General features: G+C 64.9%; 29 protein-coding genes and 1 tRNA gene. 19 read left to right on the top strand and 11 right to left on the bottom strand.

Translation table 11 applies throughout. The features are described from left to right. The first annotated feature begins 47 nt into the window (after positions 1–47). The 3 genes from lysS to HB677_RS15955 all read left to right on the top strand — a co-directional run bounded on the left by lysS (position 48) and on the right by HB677_RS15955 (position 2,004). On the top strand, positions 48–1,541 hold the full coding sequence (gene lysS / locus HB677_RS15965) for a lysine--tRNA ligase (protein ID WP_213816735.1): 1,494 nt from the start codon (positions 48–50) through the stop codon (positions 1,539–1,541). 9 nt (positions 1,542–1,550) lie between these two features. After that, complete coding sequence (locus HB677_RS15960) at positions 1,551–1,694, top strand: hypothetical protein (protein ID WP_213816734.1); 144 nt, start codon at positions 1,551–1,553, stop codon at positions 1,692–1,694. Positions 1,695–1,806: 112 nt separating this feature from the next. After that, positions 1,807–2,004 carry a hypothetical protein gene (locus HB677_RS15955; RefSeq protein WP_213816733.1) on the top strand — a complete coding sequence of 66 codons (198 nt, stop codon included), beginning with the start codon at positions 1,807–1,809 and terminating at the stop codon, positions 2,002–2,004. Positions 2,005–2,036: 32 nt separating this feature from the next. Here the strand turns inward: HB677_RS15955 and HB677_RS15950 are convergent, their stop codons facing one another. From HB677_RS15950 to HB677_RS15935, 4 genes are read right to left on the bottom strand one after another with little or no spacing between them, the layout of a single operon-like run. Next, positions 2,037–2,462, bottom strand: coding sequence for an SRPBCC domain-containing protein (locus HB677_RS15950; protein WP_213816732.1), 426 nt, complete (start codon positions 2,460–2,462; stop codon positions 2,037–2,039). A 24-nt stretch (positions 2,463–2,486) separates the two neighbouring features. Then, complete coding sequence (locus HB677_RS15945; protein WP_213816731.1) at positions 2,487–3,512, bottom strand: pirin family protein; 1,026 nt, start codon at positions 3,510–3,512, stop codon at positions 2,487–2,489. A 31-nt stretch (positions 3,513–3,543) separates the two neighbouring features. Next, positions 3,544–3,786: a helix-turn-helix transcriptional regulator gene (locus HB677_RS15940; protein ID WP_307852626.1), complete on the bottom strand. Its 243-nt coding sequence runs from the start codon at positions 3,784–3,786 to the stop codon at positions 3,544–3,546. A gap of 6 nt (positions 3,787–3,792) precedes the next feature. Next, a complete protein-coding gene (locus HB677_RS15935; protein WP_213816729.1) occupies positions 3,793–4,470 on the bottom strand; it encodes a hypothetical protein in 678 nt (225 codons plus the stop codon). A gap of 296 nt (positions 4,471–4,766) precedes the next feature. Between HB677_RS15935 and HB677_RS15930 the strand changes: the two genes are divergently transcribed. The 7 genes from HB677_RS15930 to HB677_RS15900 all read left to right on the top strand — a co-directional run bounded on the left by HB677_RS15930 (position 4,767) and on the right by HB677_RS15900 (position 10,426). After that, a complete protein-coding gene (locus HB677_RS15930) occupies positions 4,767–7,250 on the top strand; it encodes an ATP-dependent Clp protease ATP-binding subunit (RefSeq protein WP_213816728.1) in 2,484 nt (827 codons plus the stop codon). A gap of 144 nt (positions 7,251–7,394) precedes the next feature. Further along, entirely contained in the window at positions 7,395–7,904 is a 510-nt protein-coding gene (locus HB677_RS15925) for an amino-acid N-acetyltransferase (protein ID WP_213816727.1), read from the top strand. Positions 7,905–7,917: 13 nt separating this feature from the next. After that, on the top strand, positions 7,918–8,592 hold the full coding sequence (locus HB677_RS15920; protein ID WP_213816726.1) for a hypothetical protein: 675 nt from the start codon (positions 7,918–7,920) through the stop codon (positions 8,590–8,592). Between the two features lies 1 nt (position 8,593). Continuing rightward, positions 8,594–9,001: a dehydrogenase gene (locus HB677_RS15915; RefSeq protein ID WP_213816725.1), complete on the top strand. Its 408-nt coding sequence runs from the start codon at positions 8,594–8,596 to the stop codon at positions 8,999–9,001. Between the two features lie 85 nt (positions 9,002–9,086). Beyond that, positions 9,087–9,545 (top strand): pyridoxamine 5'-phosphate oxidase family protein, encoded by a 459-nt coding sequence (locus HB677_RS15910; protein WP_213816724.1) that lies wholly within the window; start codon positions 9,087–9,089, stop codon positions 9,543–9,545. A gap of 204 nt (positions 9,546–9,749) precedes the next feature. Then, complete coding sequence (locus HB677_RS15905) at positions 9,750–10,232, top strand: MarR family winged helix-turn-helix transcriptional regulator (RefSeq protein ID WP_213816723.1); 483 nt, start codon at positions 9,750–9,752, stop codon at positions 10,230–10,232. After that, a complete protein-coding gene (locus HB677_RS15900; RefSeq protein ID WP_213816722.1) occupies positions 10,229–10,426 on the top strand; it encodes a hypothetical protein in 198 nt (65 codons plus the stop codon). Before HB677_RS15905 ends, HB677_RS15900 begins: the two co-directional genes overlap by 4 nt. On the opposite strand, the gene radA is transcribed toward HB677_RS15900, so the two are convergent. Further along, positions 10,423–11,778: a DNA repair protein RadA gene (gene radA / locus HB677_RS15895; RefSeq protein ID WP_213816721.1), complete on the bottom strand. Its 1,356-nt coding sequence runs from the start codon at positions 11,776–11,778 to the stop codon at positions 10,423–10,425. The two genes, HB677_RS15900 and radA, sit on opposite strands and share 4 nt — an antisense overlap. Before the next feature lie 9 nt (positions 11,779–11,787). Beyond that, positions 11,788–12,528: an SGNH/GDSL hydrolase family protein gene (locus tag HB677_RS15890; RefSeq protein WP_255546677.1), complete on the bottom strand. Its 741-nt coding sequence runs from the start codon at positions 12,526–12,528 to the stop codon at positions 11,788–11,790. Positions 12,529–12,598: 70 nt separating this feature from the next. Between HB677_RS15890 and HB677_RS15885 the strand changes: the two genes are divergently transcribed. The 3 genes from HB677_RS15885 to HB677_RS15875 all read left to right on the top strand — a co-directional run bounded on the left by HB677_RS15885 (position 12,599) and on the right by HB677_RS15875 (position 14,417). After that, positions 12,599–13,465, top strand: a complete 867-nt coding sequence (locus HB677_RS15885) for an alpha/beta fold hydrolase (protein ID WP_213816719.1) — start codon at positions 12,599–12,601, stop codon at positions 13,463–13,465. 101 nt (positions 13,466–13,566) lie between these two features. Beyond that, positions 13,567–13,657: transfer RNA gene (locus HB677_RS15880), tRNA-Ser, on the top strand. A 100-nt stretch (positions 13,658–13,757) separates the two neighbouring features. Then, on the top strand, positions 13,758–14,417 hold the full coding sequence (locus HB677_RS15875) for a hypothetical protein (RefSeq protein ID WP_213816718.1): 660 nt from the start codon (positions 13,758–13,760) through the stop codon (positions 14,415–14,417). 38 nt (positions 14,418–14,455) lie between these two features. On the opposite strand, the gene HB677_RS15870 is transcribed toward HB677_RS15875, so the two are convergent. Beyond that, on the bottom strand, positions 14,456–14,773 hold the full coding sequence (locus tag HB677_RS15870) for a helix-turn-helix transcriptional regulator (protein ID WP_213816717.1): 318 nt from the start codon (positions 14,771–14,773) through the stop codon (positions 14,456–14,458). 48 nt (positions 14,774–14,821) lie between these two features. Between HB677_RS15870 and HB677_RS15865 the strand changes: the two genes are divergently transcribed. The 4 genes from HB677_RS15865 (at position 14,822) to HB677_RS15850 (ending at position 20,061) form a co-directional block, all read left to right on the top strand. Further along, positions 14,822–15,655 (top strand): SDR family NAD(P)-dependent oxidoreductase, encoded by an 834-nt coding sequence (locus HB677_RS15865; RefSeq protein ID WP_213816716.1) that lies wholly within the window; start codon positions 14,822–14,824, stop codon positions 15,653–15,655. A 172-nt stretch (positions 15,656–15,827) separates the two neighbouring features. After that, entirely contained in the window at positions 15,828–17,024 is a 1,197-nt protein-coding gene (locus HB677_RS15860; RefSeq protein WP_213816715.1) for a glycosyltransferase, read from the top strand. 139 nt (positions 17,025–17,163) lie between these two features. Then, positions 17,164–18,258, top strand: coding sequence for an alkene reductase (locus HB677_RS15855; RefSeq protein WP_213816714.1), 1,095 nt, complete (start codon positions 17,164–17,166; stop codon positions 18,256–18,258). Positions 18,259–18,390: 132 nt separating this feature from the next. Then, entirely contained in the window at positions 18,391–20,061 is a 1,671-nt protein-coding gene (locus HB677_RS15850; RefSeq protein ID WP_213816713.1) for a sodium:proton antiporter, read from the top strand. A 4-nt stretch (positions 20,062–20,065) separates the two neighbouring features. Here HB677_RS15850 and HB677_RS15845 read toward each other — a convergent pair whose 3' ends face one another. Next, on the bottom strand, positions 20,066–21,514 hold the full coding sequence (locus HB677_RS15845; protein ID WP_213816712.1) for an MATE family efflux transporter: 1,449 nt from the start codon (positions 21,512–21,514) through the stop codon (positions 20,066–20,068). A 131-nt stretch (positions 21,515–21,645) separates the two neighbouring features. Next, positions 21,646–22,092, bottom strand: a complete 447-nt coding sequence (locus HB677_RS15840) for a MarR family winged helix-turn-helix transcriptional regulator (protein ID WP_213816711.1) — start codon at positions 22,090–22,092, stop codon at positions 21,646–21,648. Positions 22,093–22,243: 151 nt separating this feature from the next. On the opposite strand from HB677_RS15840, the gene HB677_RS15835 reads away from it, so the two are divergent. Continuing rightward, entirely contained in the window at positions 22,244–22,858 is a 615-nt protein-coding gene (locus HB677_RS15835; protein ID WP_213816710.1) for a hypothetical protein, read from the top strand. A gap of 12 nt (positions 22,859–22,870) precedes the next feature. Here the strand turns inward: HB677_RS15835 and HB677_RS15830 are convergent, their stop codons facing one another. Continuing rightward, entirely contained in the window at positions 22,871–23,620 is a 750-nt protein-coding gene (locus tag HB677_RS15830) for an alpha/beta fold hydrolase (RefSeq protein WP_213816709.1), read from the bottom strand. Between the two features lie 10 nt (positions 23,621–23,630). Continuing rightward, entirely contained in the window at positions 23,631–24,233 is a 603-nt protein-coding gene (locus HB677_RS15825) for a TetR family transcriptional regulator (RefSeq protein WP_213816708.1), read from the bottom strand. 99 nt (positions 24,234–24,332) lie between these two features. Here HB677_RS15825 and HB677_RS15820 point away from each other — a divergent pair. Continuing rightward, positions 24,333–25,291: aldo/keto reductase (locus HB677_RS15820; RefSeq protein ID WP_213816707.1), on the top strand; the 959-nt coding region annotated here is incomplete at its 3' end.

Below are 25,291 nucleotides of genomic sequence, written 5' to 3'. Positions count from 1 at the left end.
GACTACCATGGGACGGTTGCAGCCACCCCCTTCCCCAGGAGCGCCCCATGAGTGAAATCGAGCCAGAACTGACCGAGGCCGAGGTCTCGGAGCAGAAGGCCGTGCGCCTCGCGAAGCGGGATCGTCTCAACGAACTCGGCATCGGCGCCTACCCCGTGGGTGTGCCCGTCACCGACACCATCCTGGGTGTACGCGACCGCTTCAACCACCTCGACATCGACGAGGCAAGCGGAGAGAACGCGGCCGTCGCCGGTCGTGTTGTCTTCCTGCGCAACACCGGCAAGCTGTGCTTCGCCACGCTGCAGGCCGGCGATGGCTCGCGCATCCAGGCCATGATCAGCCTCGCGGTCGTCGGCGAGGACTCCCTCGCCCTGTGGAAGGAACTCGTCGACCTCGGCGATCACCTCTTCGTTTCCGGCGAAGTAATCTCCAGCCGCCGCGGTGAGCTCTCGATCATGGCTGCCGAGTGGCAGATCGCGTCCAAGGCGATCCTGCCCCTGCCGAACCTGCACTCCGAACTCAGCGATGAGTCCCGCGTGCGCCTGCGCTACCTCGACCTCATCGTCCGCGAGCAGGCCCGCTACGTCGTGCGTGCCCGCGCCGCCGTCAATGCGTCGCTGCGCCAGACGTTCTCGGCACACAACTACCTCGAGGTCGAGACCCCGATGCTGCAGACCATTCACGGTGGCGCAGCAGCCCGTCCGTTTGCCACGCACTCCAACGCGTTCGACACGGAGCTGTTCCTTCGCATCGCTCCGGAACTGTTCCTCAAGCGCGCCGTCGTGGGCGGCATCGACCGGGTGTTCGAGATCAACCGCAACTTCCGCAACGAGGGAGCCGACTCGACGCACTCTCCGGAGTTCGCAATGCTCGAGGCCTACCAGGCCTATGGCGACTACCTCCAGATGGCCGATCTCACCCAGGAAATGATCCAGAACGCGGCAGTCGCCGTCGCCGGATCCACCACCGTGACGTGGGCCGACGGCAGCGACTTCGACCTGGGAGGCGAGTGGGATCGTATCGACATGTATGGTTCCCTCTCTGCCGCAGCCGGCGTCGACATCACTGTGGAAACCACGGTAGAAGAGCTGCTGGCGCTGGCGGCAACCGTGGGAGTAGAAGTGCACTTGCCCACACACGGCAAGCTTGTGGAGGAGTTGTGGGAGCACTTCGTGAAGGACTCCCTCGTGCGTCCCACGTTCGTCATGGACTTCCCCGTCGACACCTCACCGCTCGTTCGCCAGCACCGCACCAAGCCCGGTGTCGTCGAGAAGTGGGACCTGTACATCCGCGGATTCGAGCTGGCCACTGCCTACTCCGAACTCGTCGACCCCGTCGTTCAGCGTGAGCGTTTCGTAGAGCAGGCGCTGCTGGCCACCAAGGGCGACGTTGAGGCTATGCGCCTCGACGAGGACTTCCTGCGCGCACTCGAGCACGGCATGCCGCCGACCGGCGGAATGGGCATGGGCATCGACCGTTTGCTCATGGCGATCACCGGTCTGGGCATTCGCGAAACGATTCTCTTCCCGCTCGTCAAGTAGGGTCGAGCTATGACCGATCCGATCCTTCCCGATGGCGAGAAGAAGAAACCAGCAATCACCACCAACCGAATCGTGCTGTGGGTGGTTGTGGCCGGAGTCGCGATCTACCTCATTGTTTCGGGACTCGTTGGAGTAATCACAAAGGGCTCATGAACCGCCGTACTTCTCGCTTTATCACCGCCGCCGCGCTCATCGGCATTCTTGTGCTGGTCGCGATAGTGACCCTCACAGGCAACCGCTGACACCCGCGCGGTAGTCTGTTCCGGTGCCACACGAATTCTGGGCGAACGCGTTCGCCTCTCTGACCCCGACTGTGCTCGTCGGCGTCCTGTTCTGGCTGGCGATGCGCTGGATCTTCCGTGCCGACCGCACCGAGCGCAAGGTGTACGCGCAGATCGAAGCCGAAGAGCGCGCCAAGGCGAACCAGCCCGCGCCCGTCGCCAAGAGCGTCAAGACCGACTAAGTCGCCCGACGGTCGACCCCGCGGAAGCGGCGTCAGTGACCGCCGGTGCGGATCGAGAGCCGGGCGTTCAGTCGCTCAAGGCTCTGCCGCCAGACCTTCTCCTGTTGCTCCATTTCGGCATCGGAGGTGAAGTCGCCCTGTGCGACCAGCATTGCGGTGCCGCCGTCCGGTTCATCCGTCAGTGACACGGTCGTCACCGTCTGGTGACGGTCGCGGTCCCACTTCCAGGTGAACACCAGCCGACGCTCGTGCTCAACGATGATGAACTCGCCCTCGGCACCCATGTCCATCGGTTTGGACGCCAGCCGCCAGTGACCACCCGGCTCCGCCGTGATGGAACAAAACGCGTGGTACTCCGTAGGCCAGAACCAGGACGACAGTTCGGCGGGATCCGTCCACTCCCGCCAGACCGCCGCCCTGGGTGCCTCGAGAATCCGTCGAAGAATCAGCTGTGTCATGGATGACCTCCTTCTCTCGCAGTCCTAGTCGCGCGGGCGCAGCCGCACGTTCGGCAATACCGGTGCGGGCAGCGCGGGTCCGTCGTAGCCGTCGACGTGGCCGAACCTGCCCGTCCGTGTCGCGTCGCCGATGACCTCGCTCTGCCACTGGCTGCGATACGCGACGACCTCGTCGTGGGTGCGGCCGATGAAGTTCCACCACATGACGATGCGTTCGCCGAGGGGAGCGCCCCCGATCAGGAGGGCGCGCACGGCGGACGCGCCGGCGGTGAGCGTCAGCGTGGTGCGCCCAGTAGAGAAGTAGGCAAGGTCGCCGATGGGAATATCGTTGCCGTCGGCGGAGAGTTCACCCGCGTCCAGCAGGATGCCGTGCTCGAAGCCGGCGTCGATGTCGAGTGTGATCGACGTCTCCGCGGGGATGTCGAGTTGCGCCCCGACCAGCGGGCTGTATGTGATGACGGGCGAGACGCTTCCGGCGAGCGATCCGAGAAACACCCGCACCGTGGCCGCGTCGCCGGCGCCGGTGGCCCGCACCTCCATGGCGGGCGGCGCATAGTGCTCGAAGTGGGGCTCGCTGTGGCGCGTGGCATCCGGAAGCGCCACCCACAACTGGGCACCGTGCAGGGTGGTGGTGTCGGTCGTGGACACTTCAGAGTGTTGGATGCCCCGGCCGGCGGTCATCAGGTTGAGCTCACCCGGTCGCACCATCGCGTGTGCCCCGCTGCTGTCGCGGTGCTCGACCTCGCCCGCGAAGAGCCAGCTGACCGTCTGTAGTCCGGTGTGCGGGTGGGGAGGAACGACCATGCCTCCCGTGCGCGCGACGGCGTCGGGGCCGTAGTGATCCACGAAGCACCAGGCGCCGATGAGGCTGCGGGCCCGCTGGGGGAGGGTGCGGCGCACCTCCATCGCGCGGGGTCCGCCGAGGGGAACGTCGCGCGGAGTGAGTAACTCGAAGCCCGTGGCATCCGGTCGCACGATGGGCGGCGTCGTCTCGCTCTCCGCGGGATCGACCAGCTCCGTTTCGGGAGGCTTGACCTCCAGGTTGCTCATGGTTCGACGGTAGTCCCATGCGCTGCACGGGCTAGTTGGGCCCGGTCGTATCGGGGCGAACCCGTACAAGCAGGTCGCCGACGTCGCAGTCCAACGCCTCACAGATGGCACGTAACGTGGAATAGCGGATGGCCCGCGCGCGATCGTTTTTGAGAACCGACAGATTCACGATGCTGATGCCCACCACCCTGCTCAGCTCGGTGAGAGTCGTACCCCGTGACGCAAGCAGGTCATCCAGACGGCAGTGGATGCCCGGCAGTGTGCTGTCGTCCACCACCGGTTATACGAGGCCTTCGGTCTCGCGCACAAGGCGCTGACGATCGACGAGTAGCTGTTCTCGATCGCTCTGCATTTTCGCCCCGACCTGGAACGCAGAGCTGGCGGCCAAGAGTGCGAGCGCGACGAGAATCGGCCAGAAGTCGACCTGCAGGTGCACGGCTGGATTCGCAAGGCCGCGAATCTCGAGGTCAGAACCGGAGACAACCGTGTCGGTCATGTCCCACCCGGACCTTCCCAGTACCTGCTGCGATGCAAGGGTTCCGGATATGCCGAAGCAGACCTGCCAGCACAGGCCGCCAATCAGGATCGTGAAGGCGGCAATTCTCAGAGCGCGACGGAAATGGGCGGGAGCGGGGTCATCCGACAAGAGCCGAGTGCAAAACCTCAGAACCATGATGGCGATAACGAGCTGGGTAAGCGCGACGAGCAACGTGCCAGCAGCCAGCCACAAGCGCGCCGCTACGTCGAGCCCTGCGACCGAGACCGTTGCGGAAGTGAATCCCCCGCCGGTGACGACGGCGCTCGTACCTTGCACATGAAGCGAGGGGTACAGCGCCGGCCAGAACTCGGCGACGGGCATTGTGAGTTGAACAGAGTCCGACGTGAGCGTCTGGATGAGGGCGGCGGTCGTTACGACGAGGACGGTGGCCACCCATATTGCCGCAACTACCCGGGTCACTTGTAGGAGGCTCGATTGGGGCACGGCACCACCCGCACTCGGAGGAGTAATGAGGTTGGTCGGGCGTGCTGCGGGATCGAACAATCTCATGGCGGCCCCAACGAGTATCGATAACAACGGATGTCGCCAAATTAGGAGCAAGCTGAGCAACTGTCAATGGGTGCCGGACCCGGCCCGGGGCATCCGCTTCTCCAACCATTCTTCGCCTGCGGCGAACGGCGGACTTTTCTGCGCTCTGCGTGGTTACTCTCTTTATATCGGCGCCGACTCCCTGCCCGGCGCTGGAGGAGAAAAAGATGTTTGAGAGATTTACTGACCGCGCTCGTCGCGTCGTTGTCCTGGCCCAGGAAGAGGCCAAGATGCTCAACCACAATTACATCGGTACAGAGCACATCCTGCTCGGGCTGATCCACGAGGGTGAGGGCGTAGCGGCGAAGGCTCTTGAGTCGCTCAACATCTCTCTGGATTCCGTACGCGAGCAGGTACAGGACATTATTGGCCAGGGTCAGCAGCAGCCGACCGGGCACATCCCCTTCACGCCGCGGGCGAAGAAGGTTCTTGAGCTGTCACTGCGTGAAGCACTGCAGCTCGGCCACAACTACATCGGTACAGAGCACATCCTGCTCGGCCTCATCCGCGAGGGTGAGGGCGTCGCAGCTCAGGTGCTCGTCAAGCTGGGTGCCGACCTGAACAAAGTACGCCAGCAGGTTATCCAGCTGCTATCTGGTTACCAGGGCAAGGAGGCTGTCGCTGTGGGCGGCAACGACGCGGCACCCGACAAGGGTTCGCAGATTCTCGACCAGTTCGGACGCAACCTCACGCAGGCTGCTCGCGACGGCAAGCTCGACCCGGTTATCGGGCGCGAGAAGGAGATGGAGCGCGTCATGCAGATCCTCTCCCGCCGTTCGAAGAACAACCCCGTTCTGATCGGTGAGCCTGGAGTTGGAAAGACTGCGGTCGTCGAGGGCCTCGCCCAGGCGATCGTCAAGGGCGACGTGCCCGAGACGCTGAAGGACAAGCAGCTCTACTCGCTTGACCTTGGTTCGCTCATCGCCGGCAGCCGCTACCGCGGTGACTTCGAGGAGCGCCTGAAGAAGGTAACCAAGGAGATCCGTACCCGCGGTGACATCATCGTCTTCATCGACGAGATCCACACGCTCGTTGGCGCCGGAGCCGCAGAGGGCGCTATCGACGCGGCCTCGATCCTCAAGCCGCTCCTGGCTCGTGGTGAGCTCCAGACCATTGGTGCCACGACTCTCGACGAGTACCGCAAGCACTTCGAGAAGGATGCCGCTCTCGAGCGTCGTTTCCAGTCGGTTCAGGTTCACGAGCCGTCCCTTCCCCACACCATCAACATCCTCAAGGGACTCCGCGACAAGTACGAGGCCTTCCACAAGGTGTCGATCACTGACGGCGCGATCGTTGCTGCCGCCAACCTGGCCGACCGCTACGTGGCCGACCGCTTCCTTCCGGACAAGGCAATCGACCTGATCGATGAGGCTGGCGCCCGCCTGCGTCTGTCGATTCTGTCGGCCCCGCCGGAGCTGCGCGAGTTTGACGACAAGATCTCTGGTGTTCGTGGCCAGAAGGAAGCCGCCATTGAGGACCAGGACTTCGAGAAGGCCGCCTCGCTGCGCGACGAAGAGAAGAAGCTGCTCGGAGAGCGCCTTCGTCTCGAGAAGCAGTGGAAGAGCGGCGACGTGGGCTCCAGCGGAACCGTCGATGAGGGAATCATCGCCGAGGTACTCGCCGCAGCCACCGGCATCCCGGTCTTCAAGCTCACCGAGGAAGAGTCCAGCCGACTCATCTTCATGGAGAAGGCACTGCACCAGCGCGTCATTGGCCAGGAGGAAGCGATTTCCGTTCTCTCCAAGACCATCCGTCGCACCCGTGCCGGCCTCAAGGACCCCAAGCGTCCGAGCGGTTCGTTCATCTTCGCCGGTCCGACCGGTGTTGGTAAGACGGAGCTCGCCAAGGCGCTCGCCGAGTTCCTCTTCGATGACGAGAACGCACTGATCTCCCTCGACATGAGTGAGTACGGCGAGAAGCACACCGTGTCTCGTCTGTTTGGTGCCCCTCCCGGATTCGTTGGATTCGAAGAGGGTGGCCAGCTCACCGAGAAGGTGCGCCGCAAGCCGTTCTCCGTGGTCCTGTTCGATGAGATCGAGAAGGCTCACCCCGACATCTTCAACTCGCTCCTCCAGATTCTGGAAGAGGGACGTCTGACGGATGGCCAGGGTCGTGTCGTCGACTTCAAGAACACGGTCATCATCATGACGACCAACCTCGGTACCCGCGACATCAGCGGAACCCCGATCGGCTTCACCTCGTCGTCCGACACCGCGACCGGTTACGACCGCATGCGTGGCAAGGTCGTCGAGGAACTGAAGAAGCACTTCAAGCCCGAGTTCCTGAACCGCGTCGACGAGACGATCGTGTTCCCGCAGCTCAGCCCGGAAGAGCTCCTGCAGATCGTCGACCTGTTCATCACCCGCCTCAAGGACCGCCTGATGGACCGCGACCTGACCATCGAGCTCACGCTCGCGGCCAAGGAGCAGCTCATCAAGATCGGCTTCGACCCGTCGCTCGGTGCACGTCCGCTGCGTCGTGCCGTACAGCACGAGGTGGAGGACCGTCTCTCCGAGAAGATCCTGCACGGCGAGCTGAACGCGGGAGACCACGTTCACGTCGACTTCCTCGAGGGCGAATTCGTCATCAACACCAGCCGTCAGGCAGGATTTGCTGAGATCGAAGAGGCCATCGGAGCCGTCGAGGCGTAACGCCTCGCCAGCTGGTTAGTCCGTCACAAGGGCGGTGGGAGAAATCCCACCGCCCTTCGTGCGTCTAAGGTGTGGGGCGGATGCCTCTGCGCCGCGGTTTGCCGGCGGCCCGGGTCATCCGTCGTCCGCCGCTATCGTTGAGGGGTGACCTCTACCGCCTATACCGTGCGTGCTGCGCGCACGAGTGACGTCCCGTTCATCCAGGCGCTCGTTGAGCCGCTCGTGCAGAAGCGGATTCTGCTCGGCAAGGACCGCGTGGTGTTCTACGAGTCCGTGCAGGAGTTTCGCGTCGTTGAGGACGCCGACGGCACGGTGATCGGGTGCGGTGCGCTGCACGTGATGTGGGAGGACCTCGGCGAGGTTCGCACGCTCGCGGTGGCCGACGAGTGGTTGAAGCACGGCGTCGGACACGCGATCCTCGACCACATCGAGGTCGATGCGAAGGCACTCGGCCTCAGCCGGCTGTTTTGCCTGACCTTCGAGACGGAGTTCTTCGGCCGGCACGGTTTCGAGGCCATCGGTGAGGACATCGTCGCCCCCGAGGTGTACGCCGAGCTGCTGCGATCGGGCGATGAGGGTGTCGCCGAATTCCTCGACCTCAGCCGGGTTAAGCCAAACACCCTTGGCAATACCCGGATGTTGAAGCACCTCTAGTTACCATTCGGGTATGTCGACGTTCAAAAACCCGGTCGGCCCCCAGCCGGGATCGGTTTACTGGCGCAGACGACTCGTTGTTGGACTCGGTCTGCTCGTGGTCATTGTTGTGATCATTTTGATCCTCGTGCCGAGAGGGTCGAAGACACCGGCGGCATCCGTCACTCCCGGAGCTACGAAGACTCCCGCTGCGAGCTCCGCCCCGACGACGCCCGCCACTCCCGGAGCAACGACTGTTCCGACGGCCACCACGACGACTCCCGCCGTCACCGGAACCGCAGCGGCCCCGACCTGTGTGGCCGCCGACGTGACCGTCACCCCCATTACGGATGCCGCCAGCTACGGGTCATCCGTCAATCCCAAACTTTCCCTGAGCCTGACGAACATTGGCGCCAACCCCTGCACGATCGACGCTGGCACCAAGATGCAGTCGTACGTGATCACGAGTGGCACCGACGTCATCTGGTCGTCCGCCGACTGCCAGGACCCGGGAACGAACCTCGCGCAGGTACTGCAGCCGAACGTGCCCATCACGACGACGCCGCTCGAGTGGTCGCGCACCCGGTCGGACGCGAAGGCGTGCAAGGTGACGCAGCCCAAGGTGGCCGGCGCCGGTGCCAGCTACCACCTGAACGTGGCCGTCGATGGCATCAAGTCGGCCAAGTCCAAGCAGTTCCTGCTCAACTGATATGGCAACAAACAAGAAACGCGTGGACCCGAAGCAGTTCAGTTCTGAACAGCTCGCCTCCGCGCTCGAAGCCCAGGACACCGTCGCCGTAGCGCTCGCGCTGCGTAATGACGGTGTCGTCGTTCCGCTCCTCGAGGTCGACGGACCGCCGCAGGTGCGCGTCTTCCGCCGCGGTGATGCCGACAAGTACATGCTGCTGCTGTTCTCGTCGGCGCAGACCTACGCGCTGATGACGCCCTCGGAAGAGGAGCACCGGGTCGTCAAGTACGACGCCCCCACCCTGCTGGAGTTCCTGCAGCAGAACGAGGGCGTGCTCGAGGCAGTGTGGTTCGACGTTGCCGGCCCGCACGCGATGCAGGCCGCACCCGCGGACGTCATCGAGGCGCTCGCGATCCCTCGCGCGGAGTAGCTCGCTTCGTCGGCGCTGTCGCGCTTGTCCAGGGCGCCCCACGTGGGCGTGGCCGCTGTCGTGAGTCGGCGATACGATCCCTGCCATGGCAACGTGGACAGACATTGTGATGGATGCCCCGGAGTTCGCCGCTCGCGTGCGCGAACGTTTCGAGGCCGGAACGAACAAGACCCTCGCGACCATTCGTCGTGACGGATCGCCGCGGATCAGCGGCACCGAGCTGGAATTCGACGACCTCGGCCGCATCACGCTGGGCATGATGCCCGCGTCGATGAAGGAACTGGACGTGCGGCGTGATCCCCGGGTCGCCATCCACTCGCCGACCCTTGAGCCGCCGAAGGACGACCCCGCGGGCTGGCTGGGCGAAGCGAAGTTTGCCGGAACGCTGCGGGACATCCCGGCTCCCCAGGGCTCGCCGTTTCCCCAGGCGCCGCACTTCGAGCTCGATATCACCGAGGCGGTGCTGGTCTACGTGGTGGGCGACGAGTTGGCGGTGGAGAGCTGGCATCCCGGCCGCGGCTGGACACGCATCACGCGTCGGTAACCCGCGCGGCGGGAGAAAAAAGCGCGCGGCGGGAGCTACGACTCCCTCCAGTCGCTTTCTTCTCCCGCCGAAACCCGCCTTAACTCCCGCCGTTCGGAACTAGGCGAAGTTTCTTAGGCGATATACATTCCGTGGAAGCTAGTGGTGCTATCGTGGTGTATAGCTTCCACGGAAGCAACATCCACGGAATGAAAGACGTTGCCCATGAGCGCCGCACCCGCCCCTGACCTGTCGCAGATCTTCACCGACCTCGTACGGTTCCAGATCGAACTGTGGAACGCGGTCGACGCCAGGCTGCGCGCCGAGCACGGCATCCCGCTCGGCTGGGTGGAGTCGATGCGCATCATCGATGCCCGCGAGAACTGCCGCGTGTTCGACATCGCCGAGGAACTGGTGGTCACGGTCGGTGGCACCAGCAAGATCGTCGACCGTCTGGAGGCCGCGGGTAACTGCGTGCGACGCTCCAACCCGGACGACCGCCGCTCGTCGATCATCGAACTGACTCCCGCCGGTTTGGCCCTGCTGGCCACCGGGACAGCGACGTACACGGAGGAGCTGCGTCGCCGACTGGGGGCTGTGCTCGCACCCGACCAGCTCGCCGCATTCGGAGACACCCTCACCACGCTGCGCGCTGCCGGCCACGCGATCGCCGCGTCCGCGGTCGGAAAACTGGTGGTGACGACATGACGCGCGACTGGTCGCGCCTGCGGCGGTCGCTCGTGCGGTGCCTGGCATCCACGCACTGGCTGATGGCCTCGCCCGGGATCGGCAGCATGGCTGACGCGCACGCTAAGCGGGTGGATGCCCCGGGGCATCCGCTCTCCGCAACCGAACCGACGTCAGACCTGCCCGACGCAGGCACTCACCGAGGCCGCGGCTAGAACTGCGGGATCTCCACGCGCTCCCTGGTCGCGCCCGAGAACGCCTGGCGCATCGCCTCGCGCACGTGGATGACCTCGGAGTCGATGATCGTCGTGAACCCGAGGCGACGGGCCTCCGCGGTGCGCTGCTTGGTGGCGGACGCCTTGCGGATTTCGCCGGCGAGACTGATCTCGCCCACGGCCGCGAGCGTCATGGGCAGCGGTTTGTCGTTGAAGGCGCTGGCGATCGCGAGGGCGATGGCGAGGTCGGCGCCCGGCTCGGTGACGCGGATTCCACCGACCGTCGAAACGTAGACGTCGGACTCCGACAGCTTGAAGCCCGCCCGGCGCTCGAGTACGGCGAGCAGCATCGCCACACGTGACCCGTCGACGCCGTTCACCACGCGCCGCGGTTGCGGCGCCTTAGTCGCCACAATGAGGGCCTGCACCTCCACCGGCAGGGCGCGGCGCCCCTCGAGCGCGATGGTGACGCAGGTGCCACTGACCGGCTGCCGCGTGTTCGAGAGGAACAACCCGCTGGGGTCGGCAACCTCGGCGATGCCGTCACCGGTCATCTCGAAGCATCCGACCTCGTCCGTCGGGCCGAAGCGGTTCTTGAGCGCGCGGATGAACCGCAGGCTGGTCTGCCGGTCGCCCTCGAACTGGCACACCACGTCGACGAGGTGCTCGAGCAGGCGTGGCCCGGCGATCGAGCCGTCTTTCGTGACGTGCCCGACGAGCAGGATGGGCAGGTTGCGGTCCTTGGAGACGCGGATGAGCGTCGACGCGACTTCGCGCACCTGCGAGGGACCTCCGGCGAGACCATCGATGAGAGAGGATGACACGGTCTGCACCGAGTCCACGATGACGAGTTGCGGCTCCACCTCGTCAATCTGACCGAGGATCACCGACAGGTCGACCTCGGCGGCGAGGAAGAGGGTGGGCTGCAGGGCGTTGGTGCGTTCTGCGCGCATGCGCACCTGGTTGACGGACTCTTCGGCGGTGACGTAGAGCACCCGCATTCCGGTGGCGGCGGCGCGGGACGCGACCTCGAGCAGCAGGGTCGACTTGCCGACGCCCGGCTCGCCGCTGAGCAGAATCGCCGCACCCGGCACGATGCCGCCGCCGAGCACCCGGTCGAACTCGGCGATGCCACTCGGCCAGTGGGTGACCTTGTCGAACCCGATCTCGGTGATGGGCTTGGCCGCGCGGGCGGCGCTGACCTTGACGGGCGTCACGCCGCGGGACGAGACGGCATTCTCGGCGTTGTCGAGCACCGTGCCCCAGGACTGGCATTCGCCGCAACGGCCGACCCACTTGAGGGACGTCCACCCGCATTCCGTACAGCGATAGTTGGATGCGGTTTTAGCCATGGTCCAAGACTATGCGGACCCTCTGTCACGCGTCCGGAGGGCCGCGTCGATCGTGGGGATAAAGGCCGACGCCCACACCGCATAGCCGCGGTCGTTCGGGTGGAACAGGTCGCCGGCGAACTGCGTGGTGACGCCCCACAGACCCTGGCGGCGGGTGCGCGCGTGTAGCGGCACCACGGGGAAGCCGTACTTCTGGGCGAGACGGTGCACGACCGCGTTGGCCACGATCACGTTCTTCTCGGCCGGAAGAAAGTAGAAGGAGGGGAGGTCGGCCACAATCGCGTGCGCGGGCAGCCCCTCGAACAACCGGTTGAGGTCGCTCTCGAAGGTGACGGCATCGAAGTCCGCCATGTTGTTCGCGCCGATCGAGACCGTGACGATATCGGGGGTGAGCTTGCGCAGCTTGGGGAGTTGCTGCAGCAGGGCGCCGCGCACGGTCGACCCGCTCACTCCGAGGTTGGCGACGTTGACGGTCATCCCGGTCACCTCGCGAATGTGCTTGGCCAGCTCGCCCACGTAGCTGCGTCCCGGACGGCTCGCGCCAATGCCCTGCGCGGTGGAATCACCGATCGCGACGTAGAGCAGTTCGCCCTCGCGCTTGCGGTACTCCTTCCACCATCCCGAGTTCACCGGGATCGCGTTCGTCAGTCGTTCGCGCCAGACGGCCTGGCGCCGTTGCAGGTAGCGCGCCCACGCGAATCCGCCGATGCCGACTGTGGCGGTGGCCAGCGCTGAGTAGAACCACTTCATCTTCGAAACTCTACCCATTTCCCCGTCGCAGACCCTTCCCCGCGCAGTGCTGGGTTTTCACAATGGAGTGATGGACACCTTTCGATTCACGCTCGCCTCCGGCCGGGTCGTCGGGGGTGCCGAGTTCGGCAACCGCTCCTCGTCCGATGTCGTCGTGCTGTGTCATCCAGCACCCGGCTCGTCACTGTTTGACCCGGATCCGGATGCCACGACCGCCGCCAACGTGCGCGTGATCGCTCTCGACCGCCCCGGCTACGGCCCCTCGCAGCTCGACGGTGGCGGGCCGGTCTCGGTGCGCCGCGCGGCCGAGGATGTGGCGGAGTACCTCGACGAGCAGGGAATCACCACCGCCAGCGCCGTCGGCTGGTCGGCTGGCGGGCGCGTCGCCCTCGCGCTGGCGGCCGCGCAGCCGGAGGTGGTCTGCCGCGTTGCGGTGGTCGCGACGCCGGCGCCGGACTCGGAGGTGCCGTGGGTCGGCGACGACAACCGCGCGGTGCTCGAATCGTTTCGGAGCATGTCGTCAGCGGATGCCACGGCCGCCCTCACCGCGTTCATCGACGAGTATCGCGGGGCGAAGCCGACCGGGGCCGCGCTTCTCGCAGATCTCACGACACCCGGCGCCGATGGCCCCCTCCTCATGCGCGCCCGGGACCGACTCATCGACATGCTGGATCGCGCGGCGGAACAGGGCAACGTGGGAATGGCGGCGGACATGGTCAGTTACACGCTGATGGACCTGGGATTCGAGCTCGACCGGGTGCGGGCGAAGACGCTCCTGCTGTACGGCGGAGGTGACCCCGCCGTCGGCGAGCGGCACGCCACCTGGCACGAACAGCGGATAGCGAATGCCCGGATCGAGGTGGTTGCCGGGGCCGGTCACCTGGTGGTGGTGCCGTCGTGGCATCGGGTGTTGGCGCACCTCGTGCCTCCGGAGTGACGGCGGCGCGGGGCATCCACTGTCCGCCTCATCCCGGCCGAAATTGACCGATGCGGTCCACCGGGAAATTTCGGGCGGATTCTTGTACTAAACTCTCTCCCGGAACCGTGTCCGAGCGGCCGAAGGTGCAACTCTCGAAAAGTTGTGTGGGTGTTGAGCCCACCGTGGGTTCAAATCCCACCGGTTCCGCCAGAAACAAACCCCGTCATCCTCGTGATCACGGGGTTTTTTCTATGTCGGGGACCTCAGGAGTGAGCAGCGCGTCATCGATGAGTGTTACTAGGCTTCTCGCATGGTCATCCTGCAGCCGCTGACGGCGCCGCGCGGCATCGTCGTATTTGGTTCTGGTGCGGGAGGACGGCCGGAGAGATACCGGGACTTGCTGGATGGCTTCGCCGGCGCGGGATTCACGGTGATAGCGCCGCCAGGGGAGCGATTCGATCCGCGCTCTGTGACTACAGAGCAATTGCAAGCCCGCGTATCGGTGATGAAGACAGCCCTGTCGGACTACGGTCATGAGCACCTCCCCGTCGTCGCGGCGGGGCACTCCGTTGGTGGATGGGCGGCGCTGTCCCTCGCAGGCGCGCAACCGTGGACCCGCGACGGGCAACCGATCGAGGTGGCAACGGAGGACCGCGTATCGCGGCTGATCCTGTTCGCGCCAACCCTGGGCTGGTTCCAGGCGCCCAGCGCCTTGGCGCGGGTTCGAACGCCGATGTTCGTGCACGCGGGCACCGCAGACGTGATGACTCCGGCCCCGTCAGCAGAGTTGCTGCGAGCGGCGCCCGTCCCGCTGAATGTCCGGGTGCACGAAAACGTCGGGCACTACGACTTCATGACCGAGCTTCCGCCGTCCATGCAGCCAACGCCCGGGCTGGACCACGCAGCGTTCCTTCGTGAGTTGGTCGGGAACTCCGCGTCTGATCTGAAAGATCTGGAAGTGCCCGAATAACCGCACACCGCGGGCAACTGGAAGACGCGGTCGGCGGGTTAGCCTTCGGCCCGGTCGCTCAGAACGCCCGTGATGAGTCCCGGGAAACGCGCTTCCAGATCCTCCCGGCGGAGGCGAATCCAATGGTCGCGACCGTCGATCGTGACGTCCGTTACTCCCGCTTCGCGCAGGATGCGCAGGTGGTGGGACATGGTCGACTTCTGAACCCCGAAGTTCCAGTCCTCGCGTCCCTTGCAGTGCGCCATTCCATCGCCCAGAAGGCGCACGACGTCGAGCCGCACCGGATCCGCGAGCGCACGCAGCACGTCGACCAGCTGAAGTTCGGCGGTCGCCGGAGTCGGGTATTCCGTGCTCATTGCCCATCCAGAGTTCGATGATCTTCGTACTGTGCTACCGTTCGGAGTATGACGTTCATCGAACCATCCTATCCGAGCATCACCGGCACTGCCCCGATTAATGCGGGCTGTACGCCGGCTTCCAGCCAACTTCGCGGCAAGGTGGCGGTGATCACGGGAGGAAGCAGCGGAATCGGCCTTGCCACCGCCCGTCGGTTCATCGAGGAAGGCGCTCGGGTATTTATCACTGGCCGTCGTCAGGCCGAACTGGACGCCGCGGTCGAGCTTCTCGGTGACCAGGCATCCGGAATTCGGGGCGATGTGTCCAAGCTCGACGACCTCGACCGGGTATTTGCGGAGGTCGGGTCGGAGGCAGGCCGAGTCGATGTGGTCTTCGCGAACGCCGGTGGAGGGACTGGGATTGTCACAATCGACGACATCACGGTGGACATGTACGAAAAAGTGTTCGGCGCCAATGTCGCGGGCACGCTGTTCACGGTCCAGAAGGCGCTTCCGCTGATGAGCAGTGGCGGTTCGATCATCATCACCGGGTCGACTTCCGCGAGCCGCGGGCACCCGGGCTTCGGGATCTACTCTGCGTCCAAGGCCGCCGTCAGACAGCTCACCCGCGTGTGCGCCGCGGAGCTCGCGCCCCGGGGAATCCGGGTGAATACCGTCACGCCGGGACCGACGGACACGCCTGGAATTCGCGGCATCGCCCGGGGCGACAGGGAGCAGGAGCAGGCACTCCTTGCGAGCATGGCGGCAAAGATTCCTCTCGGCCGGGTTGGCGATCCCGCTGAGATAGCGAATGCCGTGCTCTTCCTGGCGTCCGAGCAGGCCAGTTTCATGACCGGTGCTGAAATCTTTGTTGATGGCGGGGATGCTCAGGTGCTCAGTTGAGTCGAGCGTGAGCATTGCCGTTCACCTAATGCACATCCCCGGTTAATCGACATTGGGGCCCGCAGCTTCCAGCATTGTCCGAACGGCATCGTCGCTGTGTGGCAGACGCGGGTAGTTCGTTTCAGGCGTCGCCGCACCCACTCCACCCGGTCATGTTTGGAAAGGCGTCGCGATGAACCGTCCCATTCGAGTGCTGTCTCTGTACGAGGGTTTCTTCGCCGGCGGGGCGCGCATCCTGCATACCGATGTCGTCGCGGGGCTGCACAGTCGGGGTGACCAGCAGCACAGTGTGCTCTCGATCGCGTCGGCGGTTCGCCGCGAGGCATCCATTCAGCTCCTGCGGAAGGATCCGCGCTACCTCCGCCTCACCGAATCGGGCGTGGACGTGACGACCCTCGGGCGCATCGGAGGGGCGAACTCGCTCGAACCGGCCTCCTTCACCGACCGCCAGCTGCGGATTGCCGCGGACGCCGTGCGCCAGGCGGACGTCATTCTGTCGCTCAAGGAGCAGCCGCTCGGACTGTTGCTCGCTCTGCGCGAGCGCGGCATGATGCCGAACATTCCTGTCGCCGCGTGCCTTCACCGCTCGGACCCCAACCACTCCGGGCCGGCGCTGTCGTGGCTCACGGAGGCCGCCTCCACCGGCCTGCTGACGGCCAACATCTCGTGCGCACAGTCGACCAGCGACGCCTACGAGCCGTTCCTCGCCCCGACCACGGGACGATTCGTCATCGGTAACGGTATCGACACCGACCGCTTCCGTCCGGGTACCGAGAACGAGCAGGCAGCGACCCGGCAGAGTTTTGGTGTTCCGGCCTCGGCGCCCGTCGTCGTGTTTGCGGCGCGGTTCGATGCGATGAAGGACCCTGGTCTGTTCCTCCGTTCGGCTGCCCTGATGGCGCAACGGCGCCCCGAAACGCACTTCCTCGTGTGCGGAGCGGGAATGACGCTCGACAACGACGCATTCCGTGCGCTGCTGGTCGAGTCGGGCGTCGACAGTTCGGTGAACCTCCACGCTCTCGGCATCCGCGACGACATGCCGTCGATTTACCAGATCGCCGATATCGTCGCGCTGACGAGTGCCTTCGGTGAGGCCTCGCCTCTGTGCCTTCTCGAGGGCGCCGCATCGGGCGCGACGCCGGTCACCACGGATGTCGGCGACTCGGCACGCACCGTCAACGGCATCGGATTCGTGACGACGCATGACCCCGCCGACATCGCCCGGACGTGGATCGGCGCTCTGGCGCGGAGGAGCGAACTTCGCGAACTCAGCCTGGCGGCCCGCATGCGCTTCGGCCGCGAGCGCATGATTTCGGACTATGCCGACGTTGTGACCGGGCTGCTCGAGAGCAACCGCGCAGCGGCCTGAGTCGCTCCTGGATCTGGGAGTCGCCTGTGCCCACAGGTATTCGGCGGAATAAACGGTTGTGGGCGTCGTGTTTGCCCTCTGCGACGGGACATCCCGTCGTTAACATGGCCTTTTCCCCCAACGGACGGATTCCGCACGCGTGCCTGACCTCTTCACTCCGCTTATTGCAGGAGACCTTTCTCTCGCCAACCGCATCATCATGGCGCCGCTGACCCGCACCCGCGCGGGAGACGACGGAGTTCCGACGGAGGTGATGGCCGAGCACTACGCGCAGCGCGCATCCCTCGGCCTCATCATCAGCGAAGGAACCTTCCCCACCCCGGCTGGCAAGGGATTTGTCGGTCAGCCCGGACTCGTGACTGTCGAGCAGCTCGCCGGATGGCGTCGCGCCACCGACGCGGTTCACGCAGAGGGCGGACTCATCGTCGCTCAGGTGATGCACGCAGGTCGCGCCTCGCACTCCGACATCTCGGGCTTCCCGGTCGAGGGGCCGAGTGCCCTGGCGATCGATGGCGAGACCCGCACGGCTACTGGCAAGGTTGCCTACCCCGTTCCGCACGCGCTCGAGCTCGACGAGCTGCCGGGCATCGTTCAGGCGTTCGTTACCGGATCACAGAATGCCATCGATGCCGGGTTTGACGGCGTCGAATTGCACGCGGCCAACGGTTACCTCCTGCACGAGTTCCTCGGTGCGACGTCGAACGTGCGTACCGATGCGTATGGCGGAAGTCCCGAGAACCGCATCCGTCTCATCGTCGAAGTTGCCGAGGCCGTCGTTGCCAAGATCGGCTCGGGCAAGGTCGGAATCCGTATTTCGCCCGAACGCAACATCCAGAGCCTGATTGAAGACGACCCGGCCGATGTCGAAGCCGTGTATGGCGCCCTGATGGACGCCCTCGCGCCGCTCGACCTTGCCTTCGTCAGTATCCTTCACCCCGACCCGGCCGGAGCCCTGGTTCAGGGTCTGCGTGCCCGGTTCGGTGGCCCGTTCTTCGTCAACACCGGCTTCGCCGAAGCAACGACCCGCGACGACGCGGTCAGTCTCATGGCCGAGGATCTCGCCGACGCCGTGGTCGTTGGCCGCGCGGCGATCGCCAACCCCGACCTCGCGCGCCGGTGGAAAGAAGACCTCGCGCAGAACGCGTTGGTCCCTGAGACGATCTACGCCGAGGGCGCCCTCGGATACACCGACTACCCCGCTCACGGCGAGGTGCCGGTAACCACTGCGCCGTAGTTTCTGGCGTCAAGCATCGTGATCAGCGCGTCCTTCGGGGCGCGCTGTTCGCGTTAAGTGGCCCGGACGACGCCACGCAAAGAGAACGCCACGCAATAGAGAAACTGTGCGGGATGCTGCCACTCTGTACGCATGACTGAACTTCTGGTGATCCTCGTGATCGCGCTGGTCGTGATCGCTGGCGCCACCGTCATTGGTGCGCGTCTCGGCATTGCCTCGCCCCTGGTCCTCGTGGCGGTTGGCGTCGCAGCGAGCTTCTTGCCCGCGTTCCGCGATGTGAACATCGAATCCGAGTGGATCCTGGCGGGGATCCTGCCGCCGTTGCTCTACTCGTCCGCCGTGTCGATGCCGGCGATGAACTTCCGTCGGGAGTTCGGGGCTATCAGCGGACTGTCGGTGGTGCTGGTGGTCGGAAGCTCCCTGCTGCTCGGCCTTTTCTTTACGCTGGTAATCCCCGGCCTCGACTTCGCGTGGGGTGTCGCGCTCGGTGCGATCATCAGTCCCACGGATGCGGTGGCAACGTCGATCATCAAGAAGATGCCGGTGTCCAAGCGTGTCATCGCGATGCTCGATGGCGAAAGCCTGTTGAACGACGCCACCGCACTCGTGATTCTTCGAACCGCCATCGTGGCGGTTGCCGCCTCCTTCTCGTTCTGGGGAGCGGTCGGCACCTTCGCGTACTCGGTGGTGATCGCCGTGGTGCTCGGCGGACTCGTGGGAATGCTCAACCTCACGGTGCGCAAACGGGTCACCGACTCCACCGTCAACACCGTTATTTCTTTCGCGGTTCCGTTTGTCGCGGCGGTCCCGGCCGAGCTGCTGGGCGCGTCCGGCCTGGTGGCAGCCGTCGTAGCCGGGCTCGTGACCGGGATTCGAGCGCCCAGAGTTTTGTCCGCCCAGAACCGGCTGTCGGACACTCAGAACTGGCGCACGGTCGAGCTTGTTCTCGAAGGCGCCATTTTTCTCACCATGGGTCTGCAAATCAAGTCGATCGTCACCAATGTGGAAGACGATCACGCTGGCATCGGTGTGGCCGCGCTGGTGGCGGCTGGCGCGCTCGTCCTGACGATTCTCATTCGGGCGGGCTACGTCGCTGTGCTGCTGCGCTCGCTCAAGAGTCGGGCGCGACACTCAGAGAAGATGCAAGACCAGCTCGAAGGCATGCGCGAAAAGATGAGTACGCCCGGAGGGAACCGGGAGGCGTTCGGACAGGTGAACAACCGTCGTCGGCCCGCATCCGAGCGTGACCTTGCGGTCTTTGCGCGCCGGGTTACCCAGAGTCTTGCCGACATCGAATACTTCCGACGTGAACCGCTCGGCTGGCGCGACGGCGCAGCGGTCGTATGGGCGGGCATGCGTGGCGCGGTGACGGTGGCGGCGGCGCAGTCGCTGCCGGAGGGCATCCCCATGCGCTCGGTACTCGTGTTCATCGCGTACACGGTCGCCGCACTGTCTCTCCTCATTCAGGGAGGGACCATCGCCCCGCTGCTGCGACGCATCGCCCCCACCGTGGATCACGCGGCCGTCGAGGTGAGCACCAACGCAGAGCGGGACAGGATCATCGAGTTGATGCGAGCGAGTGCGGATGCCCTGCCCGCTCCCGATCGGCCCGCGGGCGACCCCACTCCGGAGTATCTGCTCGTCGCTCAGGAGCACTACTTGACGGTGCTCGCCGCGCAGCGTGCGGCGCTCCTGGATGCTCGTGACAACGGCACGTTTGACGCCGACGTGCTGGCAAACGCCCTCGAGAGTCTCGACGCATCGCAGATCGCGATCGAATTGCGGGGCAAGCCAGCGCGCTGACACATCAGCCCGCGACTTCCTCGAGCACCGCCTCGGCGCGCTCCGGGCTTCCCTCGGCGAGACCCCGGTTGATGGCAGAGCGGGATGCGATCCACATCACGAGTCCGACCAGGAGCACGGCAATCTCGGTGACGGTGAGTGCCCAGATGATGCCGCCCAAGCCAAACAACAGGTTTCCGATGATGACCACGGGGATAAAGAGGATTCCCTGGGTAACCGACATCACCGTTGCTGGCAGCGCCCGTCCGGTCGCCTGGAAGAGCGACGTGATGAGGCCCGTGAACCCGTTAGCAATCATGGCGACGAGTTGGGCGGTGAGGACGGTCACACCGATTGCCAGGACGGACGGGTCGGTGACGAAGGTCGAGAACACCTGGTCACGGAAGATGTAGACCGCGAGCGAGGACGCAATCGCGATGCTGCCCACGGTAATCGCGGATGAGCGCAGGGCCGAGGCGAGCCGGTTCTTGTCCCCCTTGCCAAACGAGTACGCGAGCAAGGGGAGTACGCCGAGGGTGACGCCCATGATGAGGAACTCGGGAATCTGAGCGATCCGTACTGCGACACCCATGGCAGCCAGCGGTCCCTCGCCGTAAGCCGCCGCGAGGTTGTTGAGCACGAGAGACGTGACGATCAGGAATGCAGACTGAAGGAGGGTTCCGACGCCGACCCCGAGAACGGGCTTCACCACGGCGGCCCTCAGTGTGAACCACCGCGGGGCCAGACTGACGGTTTCGCTGTTCCGTGTGAGCCAGACCGCGAAGTAGACGACGACACCGAGGTTTGCCAGGCCCGTGCCTACTGCGGCGCCGGCGACGCCCCAGTGGAGGACGAGGATGAACACGATGTCAAACACGAGGTTTGCGACCGTGGAGGCGATCAGTCCGATCATGACCTGACGCGCGGCACCCTCCGCACGCACCAGCTGCTCGAGGCAGACGGATGCGGCAAGCACGGGAACGAAGGCGAGCATGACGCCGACGAACGCGCCGGTAGCCGGCGCTGTTGCTGCGTCGGCGCCCAGGAGGGAGACGAGGGGGTGCAGGAGCAGAAGCCCGACACCGCCAAGAATCGCGCCGGTGATGATGGATCCCCATAGTGCGAACGACGAAACGTGTTTGATCTCGTCCGCCCGCGCTGGCTCGTTTTCCGAAGCGCCCAACAGCCGCGACATGAGTGAGCCGCCGCCCACGCCGAATACGTTGCCCACGGCCATCACCAGTCCGAGGATCGGTGACCCGAGTGTCACTGCCGCGAGCAGGGCCGTGTCGTGGAGGGAGCCGATGAAGCCGGCGTTGATGAGGTTGTAGATGGCGCCGACGATAAATGCGGCGGCCATCGGTACGCACAAATGCACGAGAGCGCGAAGCATTGGTGCGGACGAGAGGTACCAGCGGTTGGAACCGACCGCGGGGGCGGTACCGGGGGATTCGAGGGGGAGTGAGGTGCTCATGACTGCTCCTTTCCGGGCAGGTTCGAGCGCGCGCCGACAAGCGCCGACGCGGCGGGGTGTTTTCGTGCGCGCCGACGAGAGCCGGCACGGCGAGGTGAAGGATGTTGCGCGGGAGAACCGCGTTCAGTGAATTACGAGCGCGTTGGCTGGGGTAGCTCGGCGGTGATCTTGGTGAGGAGCATGTGCAGGGTGTCGCGTTCGGCCGGGCTGAGGGGCGCGAGGATGGATTCCTGTGCGGCGATCATGGCGGAGTCGAAGCCTGCGATGAGCTCTGCGCCGGTGGGGGTCGCATAGACGAGCTTCTTACGCTCGTCGCCGCCCTCCGAGCGGCGCTCCACCAGGCCGCGACGCTCGAGCCCCTGCAGGAGACTGGACACGCTGGCGGCGCTGGTGCGGCTTACCTCGGCGATGTCGCGTTGAATGGCGCCGGGGTTTTGGACGAGATATCCGAGTACGAAGCCCTGCGCGTGCGTGAGTTCGCGTTCACGAATCCAGTCTTCACCCGCCTTCATCTGGGCCCATCCGATCCATCGGAACAGATCGATGCTTCCCGTGTCATTGCGTCCGCGTGCTTCCATAGTTAGAACCCTAATCATTAGAGTTCTAACTGTCAACACCGAATCGTCTCGGCGTAGAACGGGTGGGGCATTGAGTCCGGCGTGCCGCCCCGACGCATTCCAAACGCAAAGTTTCCTCATAGGAATGGCGGCAAGACAGTACGGTTGCACTATGCGTTTCACACCAACTCTCGCTGTATCTGCCCTCGTCCTCACGGTCGCCACCGCACTCGCCGGATGCTCATCCGCTTCGCCCGAGCCGGCGTCATCCTCAGCAGAGTCGGTCGCTCCGAGTCCGTCGACTACTGCCGCGGCATCCAGCACGCTGGACGCAACTCCCGCCGCTGGCGACGTCATCACGGGAACCGGATACAGCTATGCGGTGCCGAAGGGGTGGGGCAAGCACGATAGTGCTGCTGCCGCGGGAACCGACAGCATTGCGATCGATCTCGCACCTACCGGTAATTTCGCAAACAACGTCAACGTGGTCCTGAGCCCCGCCGGAGCTGTCACTCCCGCTCAAGTGGAGGCGGCCGCCGGGAGCGAGCTCACCAGCAGCGGAGCTACGGGCGTCGCCGTTCTTGACCGGGTCACTGTGGCCGGGTCCGAGTCGGCCCACATCACCGCGACCATGACGTCAAGCGGTGTGACGTACCGCATCCACCAGTACTACCTCTCCACCGACAAGCAGACCTACATCGTGACGTTCTCCTACGGCACCTCCGTCCCTGACGCCGATGCGATCGGCATCGCCGAGTCGGTGCTGGCGTCCTGGAAGTGGAGCTAACTGGGTCTTGCGTCACGCCTCGCTGAGGAACTGCTCCACGGCGAAGGTCACGAAGTCCCCGCGCTCGTCGAGCAAGCCGTGCCCTGCCTTCGGGACGATGCACAGCTGTGCGCCGCGAATGGATGTCGCCATCAGAGCGCTGTGCTCCAGTTTGATCACATCGTGATCGCCGGCCATGATCATCGTCGGTATGGAGATGGCGGCCAGATCCGCTGAGGCGATCGCGGGTTCGGTCGTCCAGAGCTTCATGAGCTTGTCGACGATGATGTCGGCGTGCTCGGGGCCGTCGGGCGACAGCTCGTTGTACAGCTGGCGTGTGCGATCGGGGCGCTCCGGGGCATCCTGATCCGTGTCTGAATCGTCGGGAGCGTTGTCGTCGCCCTCTACGAACCCAGTTGGGTCGAGGTTGCCGCTAATGGACACCAGGGAGCGGATGCGGTCGGGGTGCTCGAGAGCGATGAGCAGTCCGATGATGGCGCCGTCGCTGAAGCCGACGATGTGGACATCGGAGAGGCCGACCTCGTCGAGGTAGGCGATCGTGTCGGCGACGCTGGTGACGTAGCTGATGGGGCCGGGCACGTCGGGGGAACGGCCGTGTCCCGGGCGCTCGGGCGCATAGACGGTGTAGGTGGAGGAGAGCGCTTCGAGCTGCGGGCGCATCATTTCGAGTGAGCAGAAGCCGCCGTGCAGAAGAAGTACCGGTTCGCCCGATCCGTGCACTTCGTGGTAGATCGAATTGCCCCCTACGGTCACCATCGTCATGCGGACAAGGCTAGCTGTTGGGGATTTCGAAGGCCTCGTCCAGCAGGGTGGCGACGTCTGTGCTGCCATCGCGCCTCGTCCACTCCGCCAGGGCGACATCGAGGCACGCGAGGGCAGAGTGAATCAGAATTTGTGCACGGAACCGGCGGGACTCGTCGGACCCGCTAAGCCGGGCGGCGATGACCGGCTCGAGCATCGCGGCCCACGTGATGTGCTTCTCGAGGTTGCGGGCGCGTAAGGACGCCGTGCTCATCATGATGCGCATGATCCTGAGCCCGCGGGTGACGTCGACCACTGTCGTGGCGTGCAGCGGATCGAATGCCCGGCGAAGCACGGCCCATACCGGTTCATTCGCGGGGCGCGCGGCGGCGGTGTCCCGCACAATTTCGCCGAACGGCGTGGGGTCGTTGAGTACCACGTCCTCTTTGGCGGGGAAGTAGCGGAAGAAGCTGCGGGAGGAAATGCCGACGGCCAGGGCGATGTCGTCGATGGTTGTCTCGTCGAACCCATTCTGGTCAAACAGGAGCAATGCGCGGTCGGCGATCTGGTCACGGACGGACGCACGCGTCATGGCGCGCAATCCTGTCTTTGGTTCGACCGTGGCGCCGCTCATGCACACATTATACAGCGAATCAGCAGTTTCTGATATTTGTGTCATGGGGTGACAGTTTAGGCGTAGCCTGATGCCATACCTATCGAAGGGATCCTGCACATGCAGAATCGAACACTGGGCCAGCAGGGCCTTGAAACATCCGCACTCGGATACGGCGCCATGGGAATCTCCCTCGCTTACGGGCCCGGAGATGAGCAGGAGGGAATCGCGACGATCCAGAAGGCGCACGATCTCGGCGTCACGCTGTTTGATACCGCCGAGCTGTATGGCTGGGGCGAGAACGAAAAAATCGTCGGCCGCGCTGTCAGGGACTTTCGCGACGACATCGTGATCGCGACCAAGTTCGGATTCACCCACGACTACGGCCTGGACAGTCGTCCCGACCACATCCGCGAGGTTGTCGAGAACAGCCTGCGGTACCTCGGTGTCGACCACATTGATGTGCTCTATCAGCACCGCGTTGATCCGAACGTTCCGATCGAAGATGTTGCGGGCACGGTGAAAGAATTCATCGACGCCGGTACGGTCAAGTACTTCGGACTGAGCGAAGCCGGGCCTGAGACCATTCGACGCGCCCATGCGGTGCAGCCCGTGTCCGTTCTGCAGACCGAATACTCGCTGTTCGAACGCGACGTCGAATCAATCTTCCCGACGCTCACCGAGCTCGGAATCGGTTTCGTGCCGTACTCGCCCCTCGGTCGCGGTTTCCTCACCGGCACCGCCAAGGCCGCCGGCGACTACGACGAAACCGATATGCGCCGCACGGACCCGCGCTGGCAGCCCGGTAACTTCGAGAAGAACGTCGAAGCGACACGGAAGCTCGTCGACTTGGCCGAGTCCAAGGGCGGCACGGTTGCCCAGCTCGCGCTGGCCTGGCTGCTCGCGCAGGGTGAGCACATCGTGCCGATTCCCGGCACGCGGAGTCCCCAGCGAATCGCCGAGAACCTTGGCGCGGTGGACTTCGCGTTGACGGAGGCCGACTTCTCCCGCATCGACGAGATCCTCCCGACCGGTGGCTTCGGCGCCCGATACGCCGGAGGCATGCCCGTCTGGAACTA

The organism is Glaciihabitans sp. dw_435 (genome assembly GCF_018449675.1).
Taxonomy (GTDB): Bacteria; Actinomycetota; Actinomycetes; order Actinomycetales; family Microbacteriaceae; genus Glaciihabitans.
The sequence above is the reverse complement of the archived record's forward strand: the minus strand, read 5'-3'. Positions and strand labels throughout refer to the sequence as shown.

Coding starts and splice junctions, on each gene's coding strand:
- lysS (WP_213816735.1), top strand. CDS start 48: ATGAGTGAAATCGAGCCAGAACTGACCGAGGCCGAGGTCTCGGAGCAG.
- HB677_RS15960 (WP_213816734.1), top strand. CDS start 1,551: ATGACCGATCCGATCCTTCCCGATGGCGAGAAGAAGAAACCAGCAATC.
- HB677_RS15950 (WP_213816732.1), bottom strand. CDS start 2,462: ATGACACAGCTGATTCTTCGACGGATTCTCGAGGCACCCAGGGCGGCG.
- HB677_RS15945 (WP_213816731.1), bottom strand. CDS start 3,512: ATGAGCAACCTGGAGGTCAAGCCTCCCGAAACGGAGCTGGTCGATCCC.
- HB677_RS15930 (WP_213816728.1), top strand. CDS start 4,767: ATGTTTGAGAGATTTACTGACCGCGCTCGTCGCGTCGTTGTCCTGGCC.
- HB677_RS15920 (WP_213816726.1), top strand. CDS start 7,918: ATGTCGACGTTCAAAAACCCGGTCGGCCCCCAGCCGGGATCGGTTTAC.
- HB677_RS15915 (WP_213816725.1), top strand. CDS start 8,594: ATGGCAACAAACAAGAAACGCGTGGACCCGAAGCAGTTCAGTTCTGAA.
- HB677_RS15910 (WP_213816724.1), top strand. CDS start 9,087: ATGGCAACGTGGACAGACATTGTGATGGATGCCCCGGAGTTCGCCGCT.
- HB677_RS15905 (WP_213816723.1), top strand. CDS start 9,750: ATGAGCGCCGCACCCGCCCCTGACCTGTCGCAGATCTTCACCGACCTC.
- HB677_RS15900 (WP_213816722.1), top strand. CDS start 10,229: ATGACGCGCGACTGGTCGCGCCTGCGGCGGTCGCTCGTGCGGTGCCTG.
- radA (WP_213816721.1), bottom strand. CDS start 11,778: ATGGCTAAAACCGCATCCAACTATCGCTGTACGGAATGCGGGTGGACG.
- HB677_RS15890 (WP_255546677.1), bottom strand. CDS start 12,528: ATGAAGTGGTTCTACTCAGCGCTGGCCACCGCCACAGTCGGCATCGGC.
- HB677_RS15885 (WP_213816719.1), top strand. CDS start 12,599: ATGGACACCTTTCGATTCACGCTCGCCTCCGGCCGGGTCGTCGGGGGT.
- HB677_RS15875 (WP_213816718.1), top strand. CDS start 13,758: ATGGTCATCCTGCAGCCGCTGACGGCGCCGCGCGGCATCGTCGTATTT.
- HB677_RS15870 (WP_213816717.1), bottom strand. CDS start 14,773: ATGAGCACGGAATACCCGACTCCGGCGACCGCCGAACTTCAGCTGGTC.
- HB677_RS15865 (WP_213816716.1), top strand. CDS start 14,822: ATGACGTTCATCGAACCATCCTATCCGAGCATCACCGGCACTGCCCCG.
- HB677_RS15860 (WP_213816715.1), top strand. CDS start 15,828: ATGAACCGTCCCATTCGAGTGCTGTCTCTGTACGAGGGTTTCTTCGCC.
- HB677_RS15850 (WP_213816713.1), top strand. CDS start 18,391: ATGACTGAACTTCTGGTGATCCTCGTGATCGCGCTGGTCGTGATCGCT.
- HB677_RS15845 (WP_213816712.1), bottom strand. CDS start 21,514: ATGAGCACCTCACTCCCCCTCGAATCCCCCGGTACCGCCCCCGCGGTC.
- HB677_RS15840 (WP_213816711.1), bottom strand. CDS start 22,092: ATGGAAGCACGCGGACGCAATGACACGGGAAGCATCGATCTGTTCCGA.
- HB677_RS15835 (WP_213816710.1), top strand. CDS start 22,244: ATGCGTTTCACACCAACTCTCGCTGTATCTGCCCTCGTCCTCACGGTC.
- HB677_RS15830 (WP_213816709.1), bottom strand. CDS start 23,620: ATGACGATGGTGACCGTAGGGGGCAATTCGATCTACCACGAAGTGCAC.
- HB677_RS15825 (WP_213816708.1), bottom strand. CDS start 24,233: ATGAGCGGCGCCACGGTCGAACCAAAGACAGGATTGCGCGCCATGACG.